Annotated in this window: 17 protein-coding genes and 1 pseudogene; 13 read left to right on the top strand and 5 right to left on the bottom strand. The window is 48.7% G+C overall.

Features of this window, described 5'->3' with window-relative positions; all coding sequences use genetic code 11:
* From AC06G5_RS10440 to AC06G5_RS10405, 8 genes are all read left to right on the top strand, one after another.
* On the top strand, positions 1-1,158 hold the full coding sequence (locus AC06G5_RS10440) for a tyrosine-type recombinase/integrase (RefSeq protein WP_480459409.1): 1,158 nt from the start codon (positions 1-3) through the stop codon (positions 1,156-1,158).
* Positions 1,155-3,302 carry a hypothetical protein gene (locus tag AC06G5_RS10435; RefSeq protein WP_480459408.1) on the top strand — a complete coding sequence of 716 codons (2,148 nt, stop codon included), beginning with the start codon at positions 1,155-1,157 and terminating at the stop codon, positions 3,300-3,302. Before AC06G5_RS10440 ends, AC06G5_RS10435 begins: the two co-directional genes overlap by 4 nt.
* Positions 3,303-3,310: 8 nt before the next feature.
* Complete coding sequence (locus AC06G5_RS10430; protein WP_480459407.1) at positions 3,311-5,194, top strand: hypothetical protein; 1,884 nt, start codon at positions 3,311-3,313, stop codon at positions 5,192-5,194.
* Positions 5,194-5,754 carry a hypothetical protein gene (locus AC06G5_RS10425; protein ID WP_480459406.1) on the top strand — a complete coding sequence of 187 codons (561 nt, stop codon included), beginning with the start codon at positions 5,194-5,196 and terminating at the stop codon, positions 5,752-5,754. The genes AC06G5_RS10430 and AC06G5_RS10425 overlap by 1 nt, the downstream gene beginning before the upstream one ends.
* A gap of 528 nt (positions 5,755-6,282) precedes the next feature.
* Complete coding sequence (locus tag AC06G5_RS10420) at positions 6,283-7,362, top strand: hypothetical protein (protein WP_480459404.1); 1,080 nt, start codon at positions 6,283-6,285, stop codon at positions 7,360-7,362.
* Positions 7,363-7,398: 36 nt separating this feature from the next.
* Positions 7,399-7,938: a hypothetical protein gene (locus AC06G5_RS10415; protein WP_480459402.1), complete on the top strand. Its 540-nt coding sequence runs from the start codon at positions 7,399-7,401 to the stop codon at positions 7,936-7,938.
* A gap of 522 nt (positions 7,939-8,460) precedes the next feature.
* On the top strand, positions 8,461-9,150 hold the full coding sequence (locus tag AC06G5_RS10410; protein ID WP_480459400.1) for a hypothetical protein: 690 nt from the start codon (positions 8,461-8,463) through the stop codon (positions 9,148-9,150).
* A gap of 297 nt (positions 9,151-9,447) precedes the next feature.
* The gene (locus tag AC06G5_RS10405) at positions 9,448-9,852 is read left to right on the top strand and encodes a hypothetical protein (protein WP_480459399.1); all 405 of its coding nucleotides are present in this window, start codon (positions 9,448-9,450) and stop codon (positions 9,850-9,852) included.
* Between the two features lie 18 nt (positions 9,853-9,870).
* On the opposite strand, the pseudogene AC06G5_RS10400 reads toward AC06G5_RS10405, so the two are convergent.
* The 4 genes and pseudogenes from AC06G5_RS10400 to AC06G5_RS10385 all read right to left on the bottom strand — a co-directional run.
* Positions 9,871-9,972 (bottom strand): annotated as a pseudogene (locus AC06G5_RS10400) (antitoxin); the annotation flags it as partial.
* A 54-nt stretch (positions 9,973-10,026) separates the two neighbouring features.
* Entirely contained in the window at positions 10,027-10,656 is a 630-nt protein-coding gene (locus AC06G5_RS10395) for a hypothetical protein (protein WP_480459398.1), read from the bottom strand.
* Positions 10,657-11,177: 521 nt separating this feature from the next.
* Positions 11,178-12,674: an SIR2 family protein gene (locus tag AC06G5_RS10390; RefSeq protein ID WP_480459396.1), complete on the bottom strand. Its 1,497-nt coding sequence runs from the start codon at positions 12,672-12,674 to the stop codon at positions 11,178-11,180.
* A gap of 564 nt (positions 12,675-13,238) precedes the next feature.
* Positions 13,239-13,700, bottom strand: coding sequence for an antitoxin Xre/MbcA/ParS toxin-binding domain-containing protein (locus AC06G5_RS10385; RefSeq protein WP_480459395.1), 462 nt, complete (start codon positions 13,698-13,700; stop codon positions 13,239-13,241).
* Between the two features lie 139 nt (positions 13,701-13,839).
* On the opposite strand from AC06G5_RS10385, the gene AC06G5_RS10380 reads away from it, so the two are divergent.
* The 5 genes from AC06G5_RS10380 to AC06G5_RS10360 all read left to right on the top strand — a co-directional run bounded on the left by AC06G5_RS10380 (position 13,840) and on the right by AC06G5_RS10360 (position 20,512).
* Positions 13,840-14,082, top strand: a complete 243-nt coding sequence (locus AC06G5_RS10380; protein ID WP_480459394.1) for a type II toxin-antitoxin system PrlF family antitoxin — start codon at positions 13,840-13,842, stop codon at positions 14,080-14,082.
* A gap of 158 nt (positions 14,083-14,240) precedes the next feature.
* Positions 14,241-15,002, top strand: a complete 762-nt coding sequence (locus tag AC06G5_RS10375; RefSeq protein WP_480459393.1) for a hypothetical protein — start codon at positions 14,241-14,243, stop codon at positions 15,000-15,002.
* A gap of 310 nt (positions 15,003-15,312) precedes the next feature.
* Positions 15,313-17,610: an AAA family ATPase gene (locus tag AC06G5_RS10370; protein WP_480459391.1), complete on the top strand. Its 2,298-nt coding sequence runs from the start codon at positions 15,313-15,315 to the stop codon at positions 17,608-17,610.
* Positions 17,607-19,478 (top strand): UvrD-helicase domain-containing protein, encoded by a 1,872-nt coding sequence (locus AC06G5_RS10365; RefSeq protein WP_480459390.1) that lies wholly within the window; start codon positions 17,607-17,609, stop codon positions 19,476-19,478. The genes AC06G5_RS10370 and AC06G5_RS10365 overlap by 4 nt, the downstream gene beginning before the upstream one ends.
* A gap of 635 nt (positions 19,479-20,113) precedes the next feature.
* Positions 20,114-20,512: a hypothetical protein gene (locus AC06G5_RS10360; RefSeq protein WP_480459388.1), complete on the top strand. Its 399-nt coding sequence runs from the start codon at positions 20,114-20,116 to the stop codon at positions 20,510-20,512.
* A 111-nt stretch (positions 20,513-20,623) separates the two neighbouring features.
* Here the strand turns inward: AC06G5_RS10360 and AC06G5_RS10355 are convergent, their stop codons facing one another.
* Complete coding sequence (locus tag AC06G5_RS10355; protein WP_480459386.1) at positions 20,624-23,593, bottom strand: DEAD/DEAH box helicase; 2,970 nt, start codon at positions 23,591-23,593, stop codon at positions 20,624-20,626.
* Positions 23,594-23,863: the final 270 nt, after the last annotated feature.

Below are 23,863 nucleotides of genomic sequence, written 5' to 3'. Positions count from 1 at the left end.
ATGCGTATCCAATTAGTTTCAGGGATTCGATGGGCTGGCGGCGTGTTGAATTCCTATGTACTACTTGCGGACGGCCCTCTTGAGAATGATTCAATCATAATAGAACCTTCATTGTATTTGCTGAAGGTAGCCAAAGAAAGTATTAGTTTAGAAACAGTTCGCGCTAAAGCAAACGATCTAAAAACATACTTCGAAGCATTAGAAGCAAAGAATTTAAGTTGGCGTGATATAACAGACAATTTAATGTCCGGCTACATAGAGTCTACGCTCCACCTTGAGTTAGGCCTGAAAAAAAATTCAATCGATCGTCACTGCAGTACTTTCAGTGGTTTTTACGACTTCGCGACCAACTATGGGCTGACCGAAAAAAACTTTGACTTTACCTACACATATAAAACAGCCGCAGGATCATTTGAGCAAGCACAAAACAAAAGAAAATATTATTATGAACTTCATAAAAAATACATCAACCCGCAAATTTTCGACATAATATTATCCAATGCCAATGAAACTGAGGGCTTCCTAAGAGATCGCGACGAACTTGTTTTACTTATTGGCTATCACTTAGGCCTTCGGAGTGCGGAAGTTACTGACCCAGAAAACCTAAGAATCCCAATAATAAAACAAGCAATTACCCAGGCTTCAGGTGCAAAAAAAATTAATATCTCTTTGGACATTATTGGAAAAGGCGGGCGGAAGCTTCGAACAGTTGATTTGAACCCAACGATTATCGAAAAAATTTCTAATTTCATCGAGGGCTCCCGTAATAAAATACCTGGCGAACTGCTGATCTGCTCAATCACTGGCGATCCGCTGTGTAAATCTCACGCTTCTCGTGTTTTCAACAAAGCAAAGAAAGTTTCGCTTCACACGTTAAAGCAAAAATTCAAGGAGATGTTAAATGATAGATCAATGCTATACACCATCTCCTTCCCATCAATTAAAAATTTGTGCTTCCATTGCTTGCGCCATACCTTTACAACAGACCTAGTTACCTTTTGCTACGAAAATGGAATTGACCCAAAAGTTTACATTCCGGGTCAACTAGGCCACGAAGACTACCGAGTTACTAAGCAGTACATTCTCTTTGAAGCAAATATTTACAACCGAGATATTCTTCGCGGAAAACTGAGCCAAAGCGAAGGTGATCAAAAATGAAGGATCCCGAACCGAAATCAAATACACGGCAACCAGCATCCCAAGCGCACGCCGCGCATATAGTCTATAAAAGCCCTGAAAACAAGGAAATAAAAAAAACCATAAAAATACCTCACTCTTTCAAAGGCATGCTGTTACTTCAAGTTATTATAAAATTCTTGCAGGCAAAATCAGCATCAAATGACCCAATGCTCTTTAAATACCCTACAGTAGCTCAAAATTTTATCGACTATATATGCGACAATTACGCCTCGCCTAAAGAGGTACCTTCGATAATACTAAAGCTGTATGCCAATCATTTATCCACCTCAAAAAAACTCGGTAGCACTAGGACGTTGTTTGGAACTCTTTGGTCAATGCTTGCCTGGGGTGATGAACAACCTTGGATGAGCAAAATTAGCTTATCAGAAAAAACACGCTATTTAGTAGTACTTGCAAACCGACCTACGATATCAAGAAATAGTGAACTTGACGGAACACGCCTTGCAATGTCAGAACTTTTGACATCACATAGTCATGATGACGGCATACTCTTATCATCGCTACAAAAATTCTGCTTAGGCTTCCTCAACGTATATCAGAGGCATCGACAAATCATATCTGACTACCCTGCAGTCAGGTATAGAACGACAAATTTAGACCAATCCGAGCATAAAGATATAGATTGGTACTTTCGCAATCCAAACATGCTCGATTACGACTCAATTTTTAATGCGATTGTAGCCAGTAAAGATTCATCTTTGATCGAGCGAGTTCTGATATCAAACAGTAAATATCGTGAGAGGTTAATAACCGCTTCTGAGCCGGACAATCTTGATGAGCTATATCGAAAACTGAAAACTTGCGTTAGATCTAATGGCGCAATAACACCTGCACACAATTTGAATGACACGAATCAATACGTAACCTTTGAGCAATTAGATTTTAGGAGTATCCTTGCAGCATCGGAAGCTGAAGAAATATGTCTACGCTGGTTACTAGCTACCGATCGCATTCAACTCAGCGGCCAAGAGAAACTCATTGTTGATGACATCGAAATAACGCCTACCCATGCAACCATTCATTTTTTAAAAAAACGTTCAGATACCGAAGATCGAATAAGCACTATGCATCGCCGAAAAAGCTGGCAATACAAGATGCTTTCCTACTACAAGGATCTTAAGTCAAACTTTGACAGGTATTACTCTAAAGATCCTGCAAACCAAGAAAAATTCTTTCAATATAAAAACCCGTTCACTAAACATCAAGATCTGAGTTCAATATCCTATAGGCCAATCATACTTGCGTGCTGGCCTAATACTCAGCTATTTAAAGAAATAGGTCGCCTCCATCCAGGTTCTGATTACTTTCAACAATACTACCAACTACTCGCACTGCAGAACTCTAAATACTACCTAGGCAAAGAAAAAGAAAAAGAAAAAGAAAAAGAAAAAGAAAAAGAAAAAGAAATAAAATCGCTTTCCGACAAACCATCATCTCCAGACAAGCTAGAGCGCGCGCATAAATTAACAGTCAATGTTATCGCTCAATCTCGAGCTATAATAGATCCTGATGAGCCAAATACAAAATCGCCTTTCGACCGATACTCACGCGCAGAAGTATCAGCAGACGCCACTGCTCATTCAATAGAAACAAAAGAATTTACTTACAAAAACCGGAGCACAACAATCCACAGAGTTTCGAAACGCTCGAAATTTGTGGAAGCAGTAGGAAGCCTTCAAGAGGTAGATGCGCGAAAATTAAATTACCTCCTCTCAAAAACCAAAAATATAACTTTACAGGAAGTCAACGACACCTTAGGTGTGGAGGTTAGTCACTTCCAGCAAAAAGACATCTCATTTTTCAATGAGATGGTCGATGCAGCTGAGGCTAAGGGATACAAATGCGCACCATTTGGATATTTGGATTCACCTCAAAAAAATATTCGCATCGTAGTGATGCTTCCAGTAACAGCAGCGCTGATCTTGTCTTACATAAGCAAATGTGAAGAAGAGTTGAAGGAAGCCCAACCCATTGAGCGACAAAGGGCGCTTTTGTTGGAGCATGCTTACGCTACAATGACATTGCGTAAATTCGACCAGCGGACTCTAGAGGAAGGTAAGGCTATCCAGGCTAACACCACTCTTCCGACGCCGTTCATCTGAGGTGATCAATGTCCAAATCAGAAACGGGATTTAGAAATAAGCTAGGTGATCCTAAATTCTTGGTCGAGGACTACATCTCAAACAAACAAAAAAACATTAGTTTTGATTGGAAGTGTGACAACACCAAACGTCACTGGGCACAGCAAACCTTTCTTCAATTAAACAATGTAGTTCTATCTGAACGCGGCAAAACCATCAAAGTAAAATCACTCGTTAGCGCGGCGACCGACTCAACCAGCTTGAGAAGAATATGTGAATATTGGGAGCTCCATCATTCAGCCAAGCCACTTTGGAACTGGAGCAGAAAGGATATTATTAACTTCCTGCGGACTCTGCTACCAAGAGTTACATCCGTAATAGGAAAAGCACCAATTTACTCGTACCATACATTCAGTCTTTTTTGTATTATTCTAAATGGAAGTCACAAAGCGAAAGTTGAAGGAAAAGCCGCAGATGGCCCGAGCATTGCAATCACAACCAAGATAAAAAGGGAGGCCGCCGAGCCTATTTTGGCAAAGTATGGCCTCACATATGGCGAGTGGATGAGAGGCAAGAGTTATCCCTCTGTCCCTTTTGGCATTGCGGCTTCTCTGCTAAGCAGATCGATTGAGATCATAGAATCTGAAGTTACTTCAATAGCATTATGTGTATATACCACTTGGAGAAACAGACCTCCGACTGAAATTCCGTGTTGGTTTGGTAGGCCTGGAAAAGTTGGAGACACAGTTGAGCGGTACCATAACGGACTCGGAGATCAGTTTGGCTTAGTTAAAGTACTTCATGACAACGGACATTTCCTAACACACTTACCATGGAAGAGCGCCGGACAATTTGTCAACTGGTGCGACAAGGTTATGGATGCCTCATCATGCATATTTTTCATTCAAACCGGTTACCGGTATTCTGAATGGATGTCGTCGCGCTCAACGGAGCAAGCCCGCGACCCTCAAACAGGGACAGCGTTAATTTATCAAACACTTGATAAAACCTTAGGAGGCATGCGCGTGCTTCGCCCTCTCCCGCGCCTTAGCAAGAAGGCCTTAGATATTTCTTGGGGCCTTTCGTTTCTTGACACCAAAAAAATCCCGCACTCTATAATCCATAGATCTGGCCGTATACCAACATGTGAAAATAAAGTGTATTGCCGTATAGATCCGGAGCAGTTCATTATCAATGGTTATGGATTCTCGTACCAAGCACTAAAGGATAGACTAAATAAATATTACCAAGAAGAAATTATATCCAAGCTGCCTGAGGCAGGTACTATTCATCCTAAAGTGGCTTTTCACCAGTTTCGCCACGCGTTCGCGGAGTTTTCAATTCGCCGTTTCGACGAAGATGTTCATGAGAAGCTTCGCGAGCATTTCTTTCACTTAAGCTCTAGCACCACTGAAATTTATGAGAGAAATAAACTTACTGATGAAGTTCGAACCATTGTTGAAAAAAATTATCTCCGAGAACTTTTCGGAAAAATTGCAAGCGGAGCTCTTGAAAATCGCTTTTGGGGCCCGGCATACCTCAGGTTGAAAAACTTGTTGAGTCAAGTCAAGTTCGTCACACCTGCGCAAGCCGAAGAAATATACAATAATCTACTCGATACTATAGAACGAATTATTGCTTTCGAGTGGGGATACTGCGTCTATTTCAAAGCATCAAAAAATGAGGCTCGCTGCCGCGATCCCCAAACGGGACTTCCCCAACTCGAAGGTGGTGGCAGTGCCGAGCGCTGCACCTCCTGCCCCAATAATATGGGTAACAGCATTCAAAAAAACAATATTCTACGAAGGATCGTTACTCATAATGAAATCGCCGCAACACATGATATTAAAGCACTAGGCAAACTAAGTGCCGACATGGCTGAACAAATGTCCTTACGAATCGAGGTGCGGTGATGGTTATTAGACTAGATGACTTCAGAAATAAACCTGCAGAACCTTCGATACCTTCATGGGCTAAATCTAAAACTGCTCAGAAATTATATCTAGCCGCACTAACAGAATACAGCGCGATAGAGAACAAGATCCGGAACTCTAAAAAAACCCCCATACGCGAACGACAACTTATACTTCGCCAAATTGCCAGTCAATGCAACGTTAGCCCAAGCACAGTAACTGAACGCCGACAACCCGAATTGATCGCTTTTATAAAAGATCTTAACAGCGACTTAACATTAATATTTGACGAAACCCAAGCAACCCGCAACGTGAGTGGAAAAAGACTAACAAAAGAACAATTAATTTTACAGAACAGAAAATTATTAGATGAAATCACCCGGCTACATAACCTAAATTTATCAAACGCATTAAGCGTTGCGCTCGACCATAGCTTAACGGAAGAATGTCGAAATCAAGCCTCAACAATATCCGCATTAAGAAAAGAAGTTAAACGACTTGAAACTGTTATCAGCGAGCAAGCCCAATTGAATCAAAGATACATTGACTCCACTGAATAGCAAATTCATCCATTTAAAAATAAGTAACCCAACCGCTCCACCTTGGCTCTACAACTAATATCACTCACCATTCGAAGACTCATACCAGGAGATTGAAGTCATCTTACTCTTACATACGACAAGCTTACGTCTTTATACAAAACTTCGCAGAAGCAGTTAGCCACAATTAATTTAATCTACGAGCCAACTCCGAAAAACCTCAGACTACCAGCTAGCCTAGAGCTCTTCTCATCGAGATCTTATTCAACTCCAACAAAAAATCGATCAGAAGGTGCATAAAACTTTTACTTTATAGTCGACACAATCACCGCCTCATCCTTGACGGAAGGTGATTTCATCCCGTTTTTTTACTTCAAGAATCTTAAAACCAAAATACGCAAAAAAATCCCTCGTAAAATCATAAAGTTAAATCAACCCAAAAAAACATATTATATTAATTGACAAAAAAAACAGCTTCGCAACCTTGCAAAGCTGGCAAAGCTATACCAATACTCAATCTGCGAATTCAAGAAATCTTACGGTGTAGTGATGAACGACTATAGCTACTACGAGCAGATTCTGGTCTTACTTGCGAGAGCCTCATTGTTGCCCGCTGGTGATCTCGATCAGAAATCTATTCTTACGGAAGCTGGAGTCCTTATGTGGCGATTCGACAAACGACTTTATCCAATAGCAGCAGAAGAATTATATTCGCTTTTATCCATTGATCTAAAAAAGTGGTTCCCGGAGAATAATTTTTTTAATATTTCTGGCTGCCTATTATTGAACAACAAGCCCACTCAACTCGCGGACAATATTTTGATTGATCTAGATGGTAATGCGCTTGAAAAAAGGGATCGGATGATTCAGGAAGCCCTAGAAAAGGAGGCTGCTTATGGCTCGAACATCACTAACTATCGAGAACTAGTCGCCCGCTACGACTTAGACAGCATAATAGGCCGACACAGCTCGCTCCCTCAACACTTGATCTCCATATTCTACGAAGACATTTTGCCGCCATTTCATAGTGAGTACATACATATCTGCTCTTTCTGCAAATACCCACTAGATCAAGCAAATTTTATAATGAGCTGTAGTTCTCCATTCTGCCCTAATTACTATTTTTCGGTCATGCCTCCGCACCAAACCATTCCCCCACAGACAAAATACAGACCCCCAATCAGGGTGATTTTTGAAAACCAACTAAAAATCAAACATCTTTTTTGGAGGACGATCCGGTGCCCGATGATAATGGAAAAAAAACTTCTAAAAGGCCTTACGCTTGTGACACCGCCGGACTATAAACCATCACTTTCTTACAGCGAAAATTTTCCAGGCGTGACACTCACCAAGGATAATACACTCATAGAATTCGAACCAATATCCGTTAACAACCCAATTTCAGTCCTTGATTACTTCACCTTAAATATCCCCAACCACCCGAAATGGATTGTTGTACCACGCGGGCTTGGCTCCTCATTTACTTTTTTAAAAAGGAATCTTCCGAAAAATTTCACTGTTGTCACAGCTCATAGCTACAAAAGAGTCTATCTTTTTGAGTACCACGGGATAGGTAAATACCACCTGCACAAACCATGGGAATACAAAAATAAAACCCCGCACCATTAGTCTTTATACAATCACTCTATTTTGCTAGGAGACATAATGAAAACAATCAAACGATCACCATCCATTCGAATTTGCTCACGCTTTTTCCAACCAGAATACGACATGATCAAATCTGAGGGAGGCAACCTCATCTACACAGTTTATGCGGCGCCTCAGCGTATTGATGCCGAGCTTAAAATGCAGTTCTTGGGGTTACAACGTTTTGCTATTGTGTGGGACACTAATCCGCAGTTTGAAATTTTTCAAATAATTGAACGGGCTCTCGTTGCTGATGTGCTTTCCCCCGTTTCAATGCTCTATCTCTCTCCTGAAAAACTCACTATAGTCGCTTCCTCGCCGCACGGGAAAAGCGAAGATGAAATGTCTTTCTTCTATGATCGGCGATGGTGTGATTATGCGCTCCAGACTCAATGGGGAAATTGGGAACTGCAGAGAGTAGAACCTGAGCAACTTGCATTATTGGAGTCGAGCAATCCAATCCGCCTTTATGGCGATGAGATCCTGGCTGCTGAGAATTTTGGCGTATTTGATTATGAGGAACAGTACCTTGCTTTCAAAGACCTCGATGACTTCTGATTGGTCACACAACAACGAAATCGGAATCACGGACTTTCCGACCCATATGTTCCTGTTTAAGGATGATTGGTCGCTTGAGAACGTCTTCGGTTCAGATCTCCTCGAGGAGGCTTACGCGAAATCGAAACAGCTGCAAGAAACGCCAGATCTATTTGACGATGATGTGGATTTTGGGGGCGAGTCGACCACGTCTCCATAGCGCGAGCCTGTTAGCGTTTGTATCGTGTCCCCTGCACTTGAACTACACCGAGAATGGAACATTCCTTCTATCGTATCTTGGCTGTTCTTTGCGTGCCCTGACAGGCCGGCTGTCGTGACTCTGGCCCGGCGATACTCTCTCGTCCTGGCCCCGTCAGGCTTTCATACTCACGCCTGCGCGCTCCGCTTGCCTCGAAGACGAGACCAATAACGCAACGAAAGCGGAAAGCGATCAACCCTGTTTGTGCACATCGAAGATAGGATGACCACTCTAACAGGGGCATTGGCGATGGGACACCAAACCATAACAAGGGAATCGATTTCGTGAACAACAACTACGTCACCCAAGCCAAAGGCATGCTGTCTGCGATTGGTGTCCATCAGCTTTCGGAAGGTGTATGGGCATTCACGGATGTTCACACTGCCAGCCAAGCCTACATCCATCACTCACTACAACCAGTCGCCCTTGCCGCCTACGCAGCGGTTAACGCCACGTTTGCTGCTGGCCGTTTTCCCAACTGGGCGTTGGTCGATATGGTGGATAAAGTGCCTTGCATGGACGGTGCTGAGCTTACGGCGCTGGCGATGGTTTGCGGAGCTTCCAACCCTTCATTCCCCAGTGCAGAAGAGCGCGGAAGTATTTTTGGGCAAGCAGTGTGGGGCATCGTAGAGGCTTACTCGCTTGAGGGTTGTTTTGAGCACGTCGAACGCGCCTATGGTAGTCAAGGCAGCCATTACAACTTGCGGCCTCGCGGCTTCAATTGGGCTGGCGGAGAAGAGCCTGTCCCCGAATCCTTGAAAGCAATGCGCAAAAGCTATCGTGCAATGTCGCCGCTGCAACAGATCATGGTTTTAACGATCATGCACTTGTACAACCCGAGTAAAGACAAGACATATCTGACTGGGGGCTGTCCGACCAAAATCCCTGCCGCCGAAGCAATGAACATCCTTCGCAGAAATGGGTCGGCGCTCCCGGCTTGGGGCCACCTGGTTACTCATTATGCGGGCTGGTAAGTACACAATTACCGACTTTGCTATCGACGAGAGCCTAACACCTAAGGAAATGAACACTGACAGTATGATGTGGTAGCAAATGCCCGCAAGCCGGGCCCAAGGGCCCGAAATCACGACGTCTTTAGATAGCTCCAGACCTCCCACCCTGTAAGCAGCCTCATGAGTCCACGCAGCGCGACGGAGCTGATCCTGTCGACCTACCATGTACTTAGGGGGCATGATCAGCTCGAACAGTTGCACGCTAATCGTGGATCGAATAAACGAGCTCACTGGGGCCTGGAGTAGTGGAAAATAGTGATGATTGACGCGAGTCGTCTCTGGCAACGCGAACGCAAACGTCGCTACGCTTTGTGGAATTTAGAAAAGCTGCAACCTGGATCTGATCGAGCGATTCAGTACCTTGCGATTCTTGATGAAATTGAGCGTCAAGATCGAGATGACCCCATTGGCGATGCAGTCGCCATGTCGGTTGATGAGCTACAAGAATGTGTCCCAGAAACCGAGATCGTGGGAGTCAGCGGATCCCACTTTGTAGTCGTGCTTGACGAGCACATACCAGAACCGTGGAAGACGCGTTTCGAAGAAGCGAGCACCGGGTCTACTCGATTGCGGCAAGGCTGTTATGCGAGAGATTGGCGTCGGTTTTTACGACTATGGACAGCCGAGATGCAGCACCTCGCAGCGCATAGGGAGATGCGTTAAGCCCTGGCCTGACGAATCTCACACAAGAGCTCCTCTCTCCAATCGACCGATAAGATCGAGGACAGCCTCGGTTTCTGCCCTCGTCCCAAACATATCCAGCGGACACTTCGAACCTAATCCTGCGTGCAGTAAGTAAGGAGGGCGATTTATAGCAGCTGCATGCTGCCCAAATCCTCATGACGCCCGCAATTCCATTTGCCTTTTCTCATTGCCCCAATGGATCGCAAAATCAATCTCTCGCGATACTGGGCGTCCACACTCTCGCAAGAACCTAACAGCTAGGAGGATCTGATCAATGGCCTTCGAGATTTCACTTTCGGAAGGTTTGATGAAGCGGCCCTGAGGAAAAAGACCATCCACATACATCTTCTCATCGGTAGGTACGTCGCCGGGATACGTCATCATGACTGAACCGGGCCGAAGGCCTCCTAAAGAGTGCGCCATCGGATCGTAGAACACAGCAACGACACCTCTGCCCATGGGTAAAGATAGCTTCCAAGTTGACTTCGGTATCCATATTCCGGCCAATTTCGAATCGCGGAGAGCGAGCCGTTGCTGTTCTTCTTCGATGATGGCCAACATGTGTTCCACGTCCTTGGGCGACTCACTGTCGAACCGACTTTTTACTGGATCGATAAGCTCTACTAAACCAGACGCTGTGACGAACCCATCCTCCGTTTTGGTGATTTTCCTAGCCTGGACTCCGGAGGGCTCGGATGAGCCTGACGTATAGATCGAGAATGTCTCACGGTCGGCGGCGAGGACTACGCAATCCTCCATACTGATCATTGCGATGAACGTCATATGTAACTCCTTGTTGTGGCCAATGGTTATTTCGTCCGCCTCCTGCGCAACGAACCCCTTGCAGGCTATGTCGCTCGCTACTACGCAGTGCCGCTGGAAGCGCTGGTGTCCGTCATGGAGTAGTTACCTCTCCCGCCAGGCAGCTTGAACATGAACAGCCTCTTACCCTCACCGTACTCGCCCTGCATCTGAATGCTTTGAGGAGATAGAGTAAAACGGTAGTCGGGCGTCACGCGAAAGCGCTGCATGAAGTGACGGCTCCAACACATAACGTGAAGACGTGAGGTCGAGCCGGGCTTTAGCCCGAAGGAGCGACGGTTTTTTACCTTCTCATGTGCGAAGGCCAAAGGCCACACTTTACCAATGGCTAAGACGTACAGCTCTACCTCTTATTCGAGAATCAAGTAGCAGTAAATAAGGCCTTTCGTAAGCCTACCTATTGGGCCTTGTGACCGTCATCTCCTGAGCTCAATTATTCAAGCTTCTCGATGACCGTACTAGTCAACTGATCCCTAAAAGGTTCACCTGGCACGTTGCCCTTTTCGAATCCTGTCCAAGATCGTAGGAATCTCATCATACTCTTCGTACCAAACTACTATTACGCCTAACTCCCGCATGAGCTCCTCATTCGTACTATGGTGACGATCCAAGAAGCGGTTAATTACTGCGCTTGGCAACTTTAAAGCTTTGTCGCTTCCTCCTTTCTTAAACTTATCCGAATTCAATCGACGCATAAACGCAAAGTGCTTCGGTTTCTCTAGCGATTTTGAGGCTATTTCTAGCAATCTTCGCAGATTTGGATCCGTTAGCGAGAGCCCGACCATAAGACATGATGTTTCTTTAAAGATGCTGAGTTGCACAAGGTTAGACCAGTGATACGCATCTCGATAAATCTGATGATATCCCTCTTCCGAAAACACCAACGTACATCTATCTAAATTCGAGTGCTCCTCTCTATTTTCGGGGAGGAAACCATGCACATGATAAACCGGGAGTTCCTCAGCCAAGGGAGTTTCAAACTCCTCAAACACACTTTTGTACACCAAGCCCTTACTAATTAAAGCCCTCTCTAGTAAATCATCGAAATTATACGTAATTATCGATTTAATTTTGGCCCCTGTTCGCGTTGGGGTGCATAACGAAGCGACGGCTGTAATGAGCTTTGACTCAATGGGATAATCGGCATTGCGCAAAGCGTAAAGCTGTTTTGTAATCGCTTCCACAAAATTTTGCTGCTCTTTTGGTGAGCCTGCGGAAAGTCCCTTCCGAATGTATCTAGCCAACATCAGCGCAGACGGGCCATCCACCTCCATCAACCTCCCAACTATCTGCGCCACCTGCGCGGTATGACCCTCTCCCTCACCGATGTTCTCCTCGGCAAGCATTGATACAAAAAGTGAATTAAGAAGAGTATTCCAATCTGGTAGTCCCGCACTACTAGAGACACCGGCGCCTAGAGCCAATGAAAAGCTTCCTGACCGGTATTGTTCTGACAGCGCCTGAACTATTTGCTCCCGTTCTTCAAGCCACGGCGTTATGGTACGAGAGGCAGCTAATTTCAGTCGAACAGAGAATAAATTTTCAGTAACTTCTTCAAGATCTTTTTCGTGTTTAAGAATCAACTCCCGTATCTTCTCTTCCCCCCATACATGGATAGGATTGGCAGCCAGCCTATCCCAATCGCTGAGAAAATACTGAACGTTGACATCTTTAAGCTTAGGGGCCACCACTAACAAGCCATAACCAGCACCAACCTGTCTAGTATAATTATTAAAAAGTTTTTTTAGCTTATCCCTACTAACAGAGAAAATTATTTCCACAACAAGCGGAGTGGCAATATCTCCAATCCCCAAAGGAGCACTCGCATCAAATGCAGACGTTCGGCTTTCTTGACCAATAATTTCCTGACCTTTGGTTTTAGCCTCAAGCTCTAACAACTTAAGAATGAAAGCTTCAAGAAAGTAATATCCTCCTGAGCCATAGGAGGCCAATCGCTCTTCCAATGCATAGAAATCCATATAATTCAGCTCAATTATTTATTAATTCGCAGTCTACGCCGCACCTAAGGTGCTAGGCGCTCCAAAAAGCAAAGCTATCACATACATCAACTTCTAAGAAGAGAAAGGAAAGGCCTGCAGACCCCGTTGACTGAGTGAATGGCCTGATTACTCTTAAAAGCTCGTGATTGCTCAAAGCCTTCGCTAATTCTGGTCTCCCTGTTCTGTATTAGGGGATAGATTGGTATTCCTGGATTGAGAAAAAGCACTTTCACCTCCAACTGAAAACCCTCGCAAAACCGAGATTGAGGGAGTCAGCGGATCCCACTTTGTAGTCGTGCTTGACGAGCACATACCAGAACCGTGGAAGACTCGTTTCGAAGAGGCGAGTACTGGGTCTACCCGTTTACGACAGGGCAGTTATGCGGGAGATTGGCGCCGTTTTTTACGAATATGGACAGCCGAGATGCAGCACCTCGCGGCGCATAGGGAGATGCGTTAGACCCTGATGGGGGTATTCGTGAGTCTCGATTGTCAGAGGGTGCCTAGGTGACAGAGTCTATCAATTAGTCCGTCTGACGGGTCTCACACAAGAACGCCCTTCTCCAACTGGCCGATAAGATCCAGGACAGCTTTCGTTTCCACCCTCGTCCCCAGCATGTCGATTGGACGCTTCGATCCAAGCCCTCGAACCGGAGAACTCATCCATTTCGTTGCTGCGGCCTTATCGTTTTCGAGGAGGGAAAGTACGTCCTCAAAGACAGCTACCAATGCAACGAGGCGGTCGCTTTCTACGGCGTTGAACCGCCCTGCTTTCGCTCTACGCGCGAACGTCGAGGGTGCTATGCAAATAGCCTTGGAGATGACGCACCGCTGCACCTGCAGCACGCTCGCTATCCGCTCGAGGTATTCGAAAGGCAGTCCTTCATGTATTAGGTCATGAAGCCTGGCACCGCGTGACGGCAGCCCGAGGCTCATCCAAATGCTCGGTGGGATCTGGGGCCCTGGTTGGTATTCCTTGATCGATGACAGCACTTTCACCTCCATCTGAAAAACCTACCACCAAGCCGGGCCAGGTGGCCCGAACCAGCGACATATCCTCTCGCCGCCACACACCCACTTGGTTTCTTTCGAAATCTGCACTGGGCACATGACAAGCGCTTCAACCACGGATAGTGTCACTGCCATGAACGACTCAAAGCCTACCTCACCTGTTACCAGGATCCTCGCTCGCAATGAGTCAGAGCGCACACACTCCTCCGAGGGTGAGCGGGAGCTTTGTGAGTTTCTGACGCTGCTGAAAAATGACATCCAGAGCAACCCTGAGAAACTGGTCGCTCTCGATTCAACTCTCCTGGCTCGCCTCGACTCGTTGATCGGCGGTATGGATATTGACATCAACTCTCCGCTTTCAACGGATGATGAGTGAGCAATGCCCTCTGACAGATACTCACGCAGATGACTGAGCACTGGCTCCTCCCCTCCCTCCCCGATTCGATTCCTACATCGACTCTGGCTCGAGCAGATGAGCTTGTAAGGAAGACAGCGTTCCTCGCTGGTATGGTCGCGCCAGAGACAGCTTCATGCTTGAGTGAGCTGCTTGAAGTCACCAACGCTCATTACTCGAGCGTGATTGATGGGGGCCTTTGTGAGCCAGAGATTCTGGAGCGTGCGTTCATACTTGAGCACCATCAGAGCGCCTTCGGTGACATCCCAGAACATCGTCGACGTATCGTGGCGGTCTTGTGTCAGCACTACCATCTGCTCCATAGACGAACAGAACGTGATGGCATTGCGGCTTTTGCGCGGGGGCTTACGTTCGAGCATTTCGCACTGCTTGGACTTCACCCACACCTGTGGTCGCTTTCGCGAGGCCTGGGTCGAAGGCTCGACGAGTATCAGTCTGCTACCGCGATGAATGATCCGACAGGTAAAGATGAGCATGAGGGTGCTCAACAACTCTTAGTCGGAGGGCAGCTTGCCTTCATCGACTTCATGCTTGATGTTTGTCATGACGAAGTGGATTACATGACTGCTACCCTGGATCGTCGCAGGCTTCGTGAGTCCGTCACTCGTGCGTACAAAACAAACTCGCGTTTGAAGGAGTCAAGCATTCGACCAGAAACGATGCCGGCGTTGTTAGCGCTACTGATCCAAGGCGCATTGCCTCGCAGCGAGTTCGTAACCTTTACCGGTCTTCCGTCTGAAGCAGCGAGCGACCAGCTTAAACGGCTGATACACCTCGGCGTCGTGGTGAGCCCACCATCTAACCTCCATCGGCTGGAGATTGGTTTACCTGTTTGGTTTGCTCAAGAGATTTTTCGGGTTTGCAGTAGCGTTGTCAGCTGATAGCCAAGAAGCAGCCTCATTGAGCCGGGCCTATTTGGCCCGAAGCAGCGACCTTCTCCGAGTGTTCGCGAAATCTATCTGGCACAGCCGTGATATGGATAGGCATTGGGGTCAACATGGCAGGAGTTGGAATGAAAAAATCGCTTTCATACCTTCGCCCTCAAGACTTACCTCGACTGGTCGAGTCAGCAAATGCAGCAATGATGGCTGAATTCCATCACAGTGGTTGGAGTGCCGGGGCGGCTCAGCTAGAGTTCCGTCATCTATCAGCCTGGCGCTCAGTCGCTGAGCAGTCATCAGGGAAGAGACCATGCAAATTCAGCATCTGGAAATCGCGAACTTCCGCAAGCTCCTGTCTGTACGAATCGACCTCGCAGCTGAGACTACCCTCCTTGTTGGAGCCAACAACAGTGGTAAGTCCTCTGCCATGTTGGCCCTGCGCAAGTTCCTATTGTCGAAAGCATCGATTTTCAGACTGCAAGATCTGACTCTGAGTCATCTCGCCACAATCGATGTGATTGGTGAAACTTGGGAGGCTGCAGATAATAGTTTTCAAATCCCCGTTGCAAATGACTGGGCTGACTGGCTACCAACGCTGGATGTATGGCTAGAAGCATCTCAGGGTGAGCTTCACCACATCCGTGATCTCATTCCTAACTTCGCGTGGAAAGGCGGCCATGTTGGCATGCGGTTCCGCTTGGAGCCGGACGACATGCCAACACTGTTCGCTGATTACCGTAAAGAACGGGCGCGTGTGAAGCTGCTTCAACAGGAAATTCAGAAACAGACAGCCCAAGGTACTGAACCGCCCTCGCTTCCTCTTTGGCCGCAGAGCCTGCATGACTACCTGAATCGAAGAATTGGTAGAACCTTCAAGATTCGATGGTACCGCCTTGATCCAAACCAGCTCCAAGACCCTGACCCTGAAACTCGTAAAGCGAACCAGCAGCCACTCGCAGCCACTGTCACACCACTTGAGCGCAACCCCCTTACTGACTTGATTCGAGTCCATGAGATCAATGCTCAACGTGGCTTCGGTGACAGCGCTGATGAGGGCGTCTTGGAAGGAGGGCATGGCTCGGGTAAGAAGCTTTCGGAGCAACTGCGAGCGTATTACAGCAGGCACCTTGATCCAGGTGATAGCCCAGATGTCTCGGATCTAGAAGCACTCAGGGCAATCGAGGCTGCTCAAACAGCGTTCGACACGCGCTTGAGTACGAGCTTCGCTCCTGCGCTCAGGGAAGTGGCCGGCTTGGGCTATCCGAATAACTCCGATCCCTCTATCCGAGTCGCAACCCGCCTCGCCCCTACGGACGGAATGAACCACGAAGCGGCTGTGCTTTTTGAGCTGGATTCCGTCGGAGGAGCGCCTGGAGCGCCAGCTCTCAGGCTTCCCGAAACGTCCAACGGACTGGGATATCAGAACCTCATTTCAATGATATTCCGATTGATGGCGTTTCGAGATGAATGGCTGAAGAAGTACAGGAGTCCTGAAGAGCAGAGCGCAACCGGTGTTGAGCCTATCCACTTGGTTCTCATTGAGGAACCGGAGGCTCACCTACACGTCCAGGTTCAGCAAGCATTCATAAAACACGCCTACCATGTGCTGTGCAGCGACCCACTGCTAGCAAAGTACCCCAACCTCAGAACACAGCTAGTGGTCAGTTCTCACTCCAGCCATGTGGCTCATGAGATTGACTACGAAAACCTAAGGTACTTCCGCAGACTCCCCTCTGGCATGGCCGGGGTACCAATTCCGGTCTCTACCGTGTCGAACCTTAGTACCGTCTTCGGCAAGCCCAATCAAACAAAGGAATTTGTTACCCGTTACCTTCGCGCCCAACATGCCGACCTATTCTTTGCGGATGCGGTGATCCTGGTCGAGGGAGCTGCTGAGCGCATGATGCTTCCTCATTTTTTGAGGCAGCACTTCCGCTTTCTTGACCAGTGCTACATCACCATCTTGGACATCGGGGGAAGCCACGCGCATCGTCTCCGGCCACTGATTAATGCCTTGGGTATTGTCACTCTGGTGATAACCGACTTGGACGCCGGCATACTTCAGGTTGGCAAACCTGTCGAGCGGAAGAAAGGCCAATCCACTAACAACCCAACAGTGCGCCATTGGATGCGAGCAGCAGGCCTTGGACATGATGTGGATTCACTACTGGATCTGCCCTTCGACAGTAAAGCTCAGCAAATTGACGATCTGTTTTCGATCAGGATCGCTTATCAAACGCCCATTACCGTCCGCTTACCCAAAACCGGGATGAACGTCGAAGCATTACCAAATACGTTTGAAGATAGCCTTGTGCTGAGCAACACCGAGCATTTTGCTAGCAAAGCAGGACGAGGACTGATGCGATCCTTTGCCAAGGCGCTACGTGAGGCTGAGACATCCCTCGAGCTTGGCACAGAGCTGTTCACCAAGCTCAAGGATGGTGATAAGGCTGAGTTCGCCCTGCACGTTCTCGGCGACTCTAATTTCGCCCAGTTGACCGTGCCTACTTACATCCATGATGGCCTGGCATGGTTGCAGTCCAAGCTCGAAAGAAAAAGCAAAGAGCTACTCGTCATCCCATCAGCGATTGTCGAGGTGACGCCATGAGCCCCCAGCCGGAAGCTGCTATGGATGATGTTCCAGATGCCGATCAGGTTATTCAGGACTGTCTGAATTTCGACCATCCGAAGAGTTTTTTCCTATACGCCGGCGCTGGCTCTGGAAAAACCCATTCGTTAGTCGAGGCCGTGAAAAATCTAAAGAATAGGGAGCGGCAACGACTGACGTTTGAAGGTCGTCAAATCGCGATCATCACCTATACCAATGCGGCGTCCGAGGAAATTTCCCGCCGTCTTGAACACGATCCTCTAGTGATTGTGTCAACCATCCACGCCTTCTCTTGGCGGATGATTCAGGGCTTCAATGACGACATTCGCGAGTGGCTTCGAGTAAAGCTGACCAACGACATTGGAGAACTGGATGAAAGGCTTGGGAAGGCCCAACGGCAGAACAAGACATTTCTAGCAAACCAAGCCTCGAGAGATAGCAAAGCTCGACGGCTCGATTCGCTGGGTGAGATAACGACATTCACTTACAGCCCTACTGGTGACAACCGAGGTAGGCAGGCTCTGAATCACAGTGAAGTCATCCAAATGGCGGCTGCGTTTATTCAACAGGCACCACTGCTGAACGTTATGGCAGATCTGCACCCGGTACTTTTGATCGATGAGAGCCAAGATACCTACGGGCCGCTCATGGACGCTTTTCTGCGAGCACAATCCCTCATCCCTGACCGGTTCTGTCTCGGGCTTCTCGGCGATACCATGCAGCGCATCTACACCGATGGGAAGGTGCGTTTGGAAGACGCGATCCCTCGAGACTGGGCCGTGCCCGAAAAACGTGTGAACCGTCGCTGCCCCACACGAGTCGTTGATCTTATCAACGTAATCCGTGCGGGCGGAGACAGTCACAAGCAAACGCCAAAGCCGGACGCCATAGAGGGCACGGTTCGAATGTTTTGCACCCAACAGCCACCAGGTCAAGGTTTCGGGTTGGAGGAAGACATAGCCCAGCGCATGGCAGCCATCACCGGCGATGCTCAGTGGGCAACTGGTAAGGATGGAAGGAAGACCCTCATCCTTGAACACAAGATGGCTGGACGTCGAATGGGGTTCGAGGGTGTGTTTACACCGTTGTCTAGGGTGGAGCACCTACGAACGGGGCTACTGGACGGAACACTGCCGATCTTGAAACTGTTTTTCGAACGGCTGGCCCCTATTCTTCAAGCGGCCAAGACGAACGATTTCAGTCTCATGGAAGCTGTGCGGCTTCAGTCTCCGCTTCTTGACCCGAAATCCATGAAAGAGGCGCCTGACCAGTTAGCCTTGCTTGAGAAAGCAGGAGGCGCTACTGAGTCGCTGTGCAAACTGTTCGATGACAACGATCCCCTAATAGGAGACGTCGCTCATGTGCTGCTCCAAACAGGCCTTCTAGATCTCCCTGACCGACTTGTAGCCGCTCTACTGCTGGGCGTTACGACTGATGACCCTCCCGATACATCGGATCGTGATGCATTAGAAACCCATGCGTATCAGGTTCTACTGGGGCGTCCCTTCTCGGAAATGGCTGCGTTCGCTGGCTATACCGAGGGGCTATCCCCCTTCGACACGCACCAAGGTGTGAAGGGGCTGGAGTTCCCCAGAGTCATGGTCATCCTCAATGACGAAGAAGCAGGTGGTTTCCTTTTCAGTTACGACAAGCTCTTGGGCATCAAGCCAGCTTCTGACAGCGACATAAAAAATCAACGTGAGGGCAAAGATGATTCCTTGGCTCGCACTCGTCGCCTGCTGTATGTCACTTGCAGTCGGGCCGAAAAAAGTCTCGCGATTGTGGTTTACACCGCTCAGCCGGGAATAGCTAAACAACGAGTGATCGAAGCTGGATGGCTGAAGGCTGAAGAGGTTGAAATTCTGTAATGGCGCCAATCGGTAATTGGGGCTGAGGGAGTCGCTGCAACCCCAAGTGTATAGGGGACACTCCCCTCTATACCCACCGAGCAAATCCTAGCTGATGGGTGATCAATGTTGACGCGTTTGACAAAGAGGCGAACGTGACGTGAGCGTCGCAGATGGAACGATGTGACGTGGGAGAGCGCACCGCGTTAGGGCTACGAGGTAGCGGCAGCAAGGTTTGAAGAATGTGGTTACTGAAGGAACCGATGAGGCTGAACCGCCCTCTAACTTCGCAGTGATCGCCGCTCGATCAGCCCGCACTGACACGAATAACGGCCTTCTAGCAGTCCATTAGGTGCGTTTGTTATAACTAAATTGATGGACGGGTGGGGTGATCCGCTGCCGCTTAATTGCTATCATTTCACTACCACTATGACGGTGGTTCCCAAATACGGAGCACGACTGTGCAACATTTCCGACTCCAGGGCAGGAGCGAGCAGGACGTTAGGGTTGGCATCAACCGTGAGCGTCTTGAACACGCCCGAAAAACACCAAAACATAAGCTCCCGCAGGGCATGTCGTTGGACGAGATGCGTAATCACATCCTTGCAGTGGCCGAAAAATCGAAACAGCAGTAGGCCACCAGCAAGGATGCCAGATTGACGTACACTGTCCACTTCAATACCCAGTTCGCGGTCGAGTTTGCCAACTATCCGGTGCTCCAGCAGAATGCCGTGTTGTCTTTTGCGCAGACATTCCAGCAGCACGGGCTGAGCGATTTCACTTTGTATCCGGGCAAGATTTCTCCATCGTGGGCAGGCTTGGAACCTACCGATCCTAACTACGACTACACCATGAGCAATGCGCTGTGGCACTACCACATTGGCATTCCGAACTACAACATCCGGCATAGCAAATACATGACGAGTGATGTTGTTCTGCACTTCGAATGGCCAAGCAAGGGTAACGAAATCAGCCTCGTGGACACTTATGACCACTACCGCGCGGATGGAAGCTTCTACATTCCACCACATCAGTATTTGAGCTCGAAACCATAGTCGCATCCGGGGTCTAGACCGGCCCCACCTCGCAGCATCGTCGCCCCCGCCTTCCCCCACCTGTTTGATTGATCGTCACTAACTCGTAACCACACACTCGCGTCTTCTACCCTACTCGCTGACCAGCCAATAGGCTTTCGCAGCTCCACCTTGCCGTGCGTATCCGATACAGAACGCCATCAGGTCGCTCAGCCGCTCATCAACCATGGATCGGCGAATTCCGGGCTGGACGCCGATGACCGAAAAACTGAGCTGTGTTGCTTGGGTCGACGTCAGAAGCTGAGCAGTATCTCGAAGATTGCCGCTTACGAAAAATGAAGGTGACGTATGTCGGCGATGCATGCGATCTTCCATGTGGTGCAGAAGCGTAGGCACATCGCAGTAATAAACTGACTTTACCAACTGGCCAGCGACTTCATACACATCCCCTACCCGTCCGCCGTTAGCCGGGCCACCAGCGCCTTTGCAGTGATACAGGCTGACGTTCACTTCCCCATCGCCGCCTCTGGTTACACAAATGTAATCCGCCGCTTCGCCTGTCCTGTGGTCGTAGAAGATTGCCTGAACATCAGGCAATGTCAGCAGGTGCTGTTGCAGACGCTCCTGCACCGTAGCTCTGCCCGCGAGCAGTGCTCGCCGCTGCACTGTCCTGGGCGTTGCGTCATTAGGCAAAAATTCAACCGTGATATCACAATTGCCCCAGGCAATGGCTTCAGTGTCTCCAGCTACGAGCCTGAGCGTTTGCTGTAGCGGAGCAGCCATGAGATTCATTCCTTCGAATGAAGATTTGTCGGCAGCATAGAAAACGGGGCAGTGCTCACATAGCCAATCAGCGAGGGGCATCCAAGCGTCATGCGCAGATTCAATTTCAAGCGTTGCCGCCTGATCCAGACATGTGATCACTCTCCCCTGAACAAGGTTGAAGCACATCTCAACAACCCCATCGACGTGCGCTACTGCAAACCCCATCCTCCCCGCTTGTGGATCGCTTCGAAAATCCTGCAAATCCCACTCAATCAGTTTTGAATACTTATAGGCTACCTGAGCAGTCGGACGATAACGAGTTTTCGGATTGGCCTTGAAGCCCTGCTTCGGCCAGTTCGCCGCGATGACCATGTCAGGCAGCCGGCGTAGAGCGGTGGACGTTCTGACTATGTCGAGGTGAGTAGCACTGAACGGTATATCCCCTGCTATCCGAGTATTGAGAGTGCGTATCCAGTCCACAAAATCGGGAATCGAAAGACGCTGATTACTCCAGATTCTAGAGCTACTGCTGGCCCCTACAGTCTCTTTGATTTGTCCGTTCATGCCGCTCCCGAAAAAGTGCCCCTGTGCGTAAGCACGACTATCCCCAGACGTCACCGCACGCTCCGCCTGAGGCCCAGTCAGCGTTCGGTAGGTCTCACTCTGTGAATTGAACGTCGTGTTCTTGAGTCCAACATTGAAAAATTTCACGCCTTGCAATCCTGCTCGGGCGCGGCTTGTCTCCTCATAACTCAACGGCCGGCAACTGTCCGGGCAAACGACATCCATGATCGCGAGGTAGAGTTTTTCCGTTCGCAGTGTGGAGCCGATGTAGCAGAAGTTGGACTCAGGAAAAAACATCAAAATGAACACTTCATGGCGAACGTCTATCAGCGCATCCAGGATCGTCCATTTCGGGGGGGCTTCATCAGCAGTAAGTACCACTGAGACGGAGCCATCAGTTGTTCCCCACTGTTTCACCACCCGAAGCCGGCGCCCGACCTTTTCGCCGAATAATGAGAAATCGGGGGCTTGGGAGCAATGAAACACTCGAACGTGCGCGTATAGGTGAAATGAAAGTGGTGAGACAGATTCGTAGTTTGATTCGGTGATCCTGCTGACGGGCAGGCTTTCCATGAACGCTTGGTCTTCCACGGTGCCTTGGATCTGCGCGAAGGCGGCGTCGTCAATCATTTGCGCCAGCTCTACCCCTTCCTTAAGCAAAGAAGCTGTGGCCTCACGTATTCTGAAGGTAGGTGCAATGAGTGTCGGCTGCCCCGTGGCGGCATCAATTCTTGCAAACCGCCCGATGAATTGGATGGTAGGCACCAAGGATTTATGTGGAGCATGCAACGCAGCCACTTTTAGCTTTGGAAAGTCATAACCCTCCCCGAACATGTCCACACATACGATTGCGTTTAGCTCACCGGAAATGAGCTTGCCTTCAACGTCATCTTGCTGGCGCTTCGTCAGCCGGCTGCTGATCGCTTCGACCGTAATGCCCAGCTCACGGTACAAAGGGACTAGGTTTTGAGCTGCCTGGATTGTTGAGGCACGGATGAAAAGTCTGTGATCAAAGCCGTTGGCCAGGTCTTCATTCAGTTGTTGAACAGCGGCCCTGGCAATCACCTGATCAACGTGTGCGTCGTCGAGTTCGTTCTCGATTGGCGCTGCACAGAATCTGATGGGATCGAAAGCGCCCTCAGCGACGGCTCTCATCACCGGGTATCGGTAAACCAGCTTGCCAGGGATGAGGCGCCCATCGCGCCGGAATGGCGTGGCGGTCAGGAATACAAATTTAGCGCTGGTGTAGTGTTCGACATACGCGACCCATGAGTCGGCGGGAGCATGATGCGCCTCATCGAAGATAATCAAGTCAAACAGATCTGGGGCGGCCCCTTGAGCGATCGCGGGTGATGAGCTCCCTGGCGTGGAAACAACCACATCAAACTGCTCAAGAAGGCGCCAATCCGCTTCAGACTGTGGACGCTTAGCGTGAAGGTGAACAGATGGGAGCGGCCCCTCAGCTGGTAGCGCCCCGATTCGCCTCAGCGTCGATAGCACCGAAAAATGAGAGTGTACCTGTCTCCTCAAAGCGCTGGATGGCTCGATGATCAAGACGCGGGCAGGCCCAAGAAGCAAGGGTAACGCCATCATCAAGGAAGTTTTGCCATATCCCGTGGGCAGACAAACTATCGCCGGATCATCTTGTACTGAAAAGTGAGATAGCACAGCATGCATGCCGCCCAATTGACCCGGCCTGAATCCAGTATTGGGACTTCGATACTGCTGAAAAAGACTTAGGGTACCTGCTTGCTCACCAAAAAAACCTGGCACGGCAGCTCCTCCTTGGAATTAAAAAGCTCCTAGCTAAGCCTAACCCGATAATAGCCTTAGGCAAGTATCAAACTAGCAGCATAACCCAATGCCTTCTGGTGGTGGCTGCCGGCATCAACATTGCTGATCACCTCGGAGTTCGGCAAGAAAAACCCACCAAACCGATTGCGCCAACAATATTCCTACAAGCTACATGGTTACGGCCATCTCATGCTGCTTCATCGAAATGAAAACATCGCGGCCTAGACGACGCGCAAAGGCATTGAGCAA

It is taken from the genome of Pseudomonas sp. WT-JTC (assembly GCF_056711565.1).
This window is presented reverse-complemented; position numbering and strand designations above follow the sequence as displayed.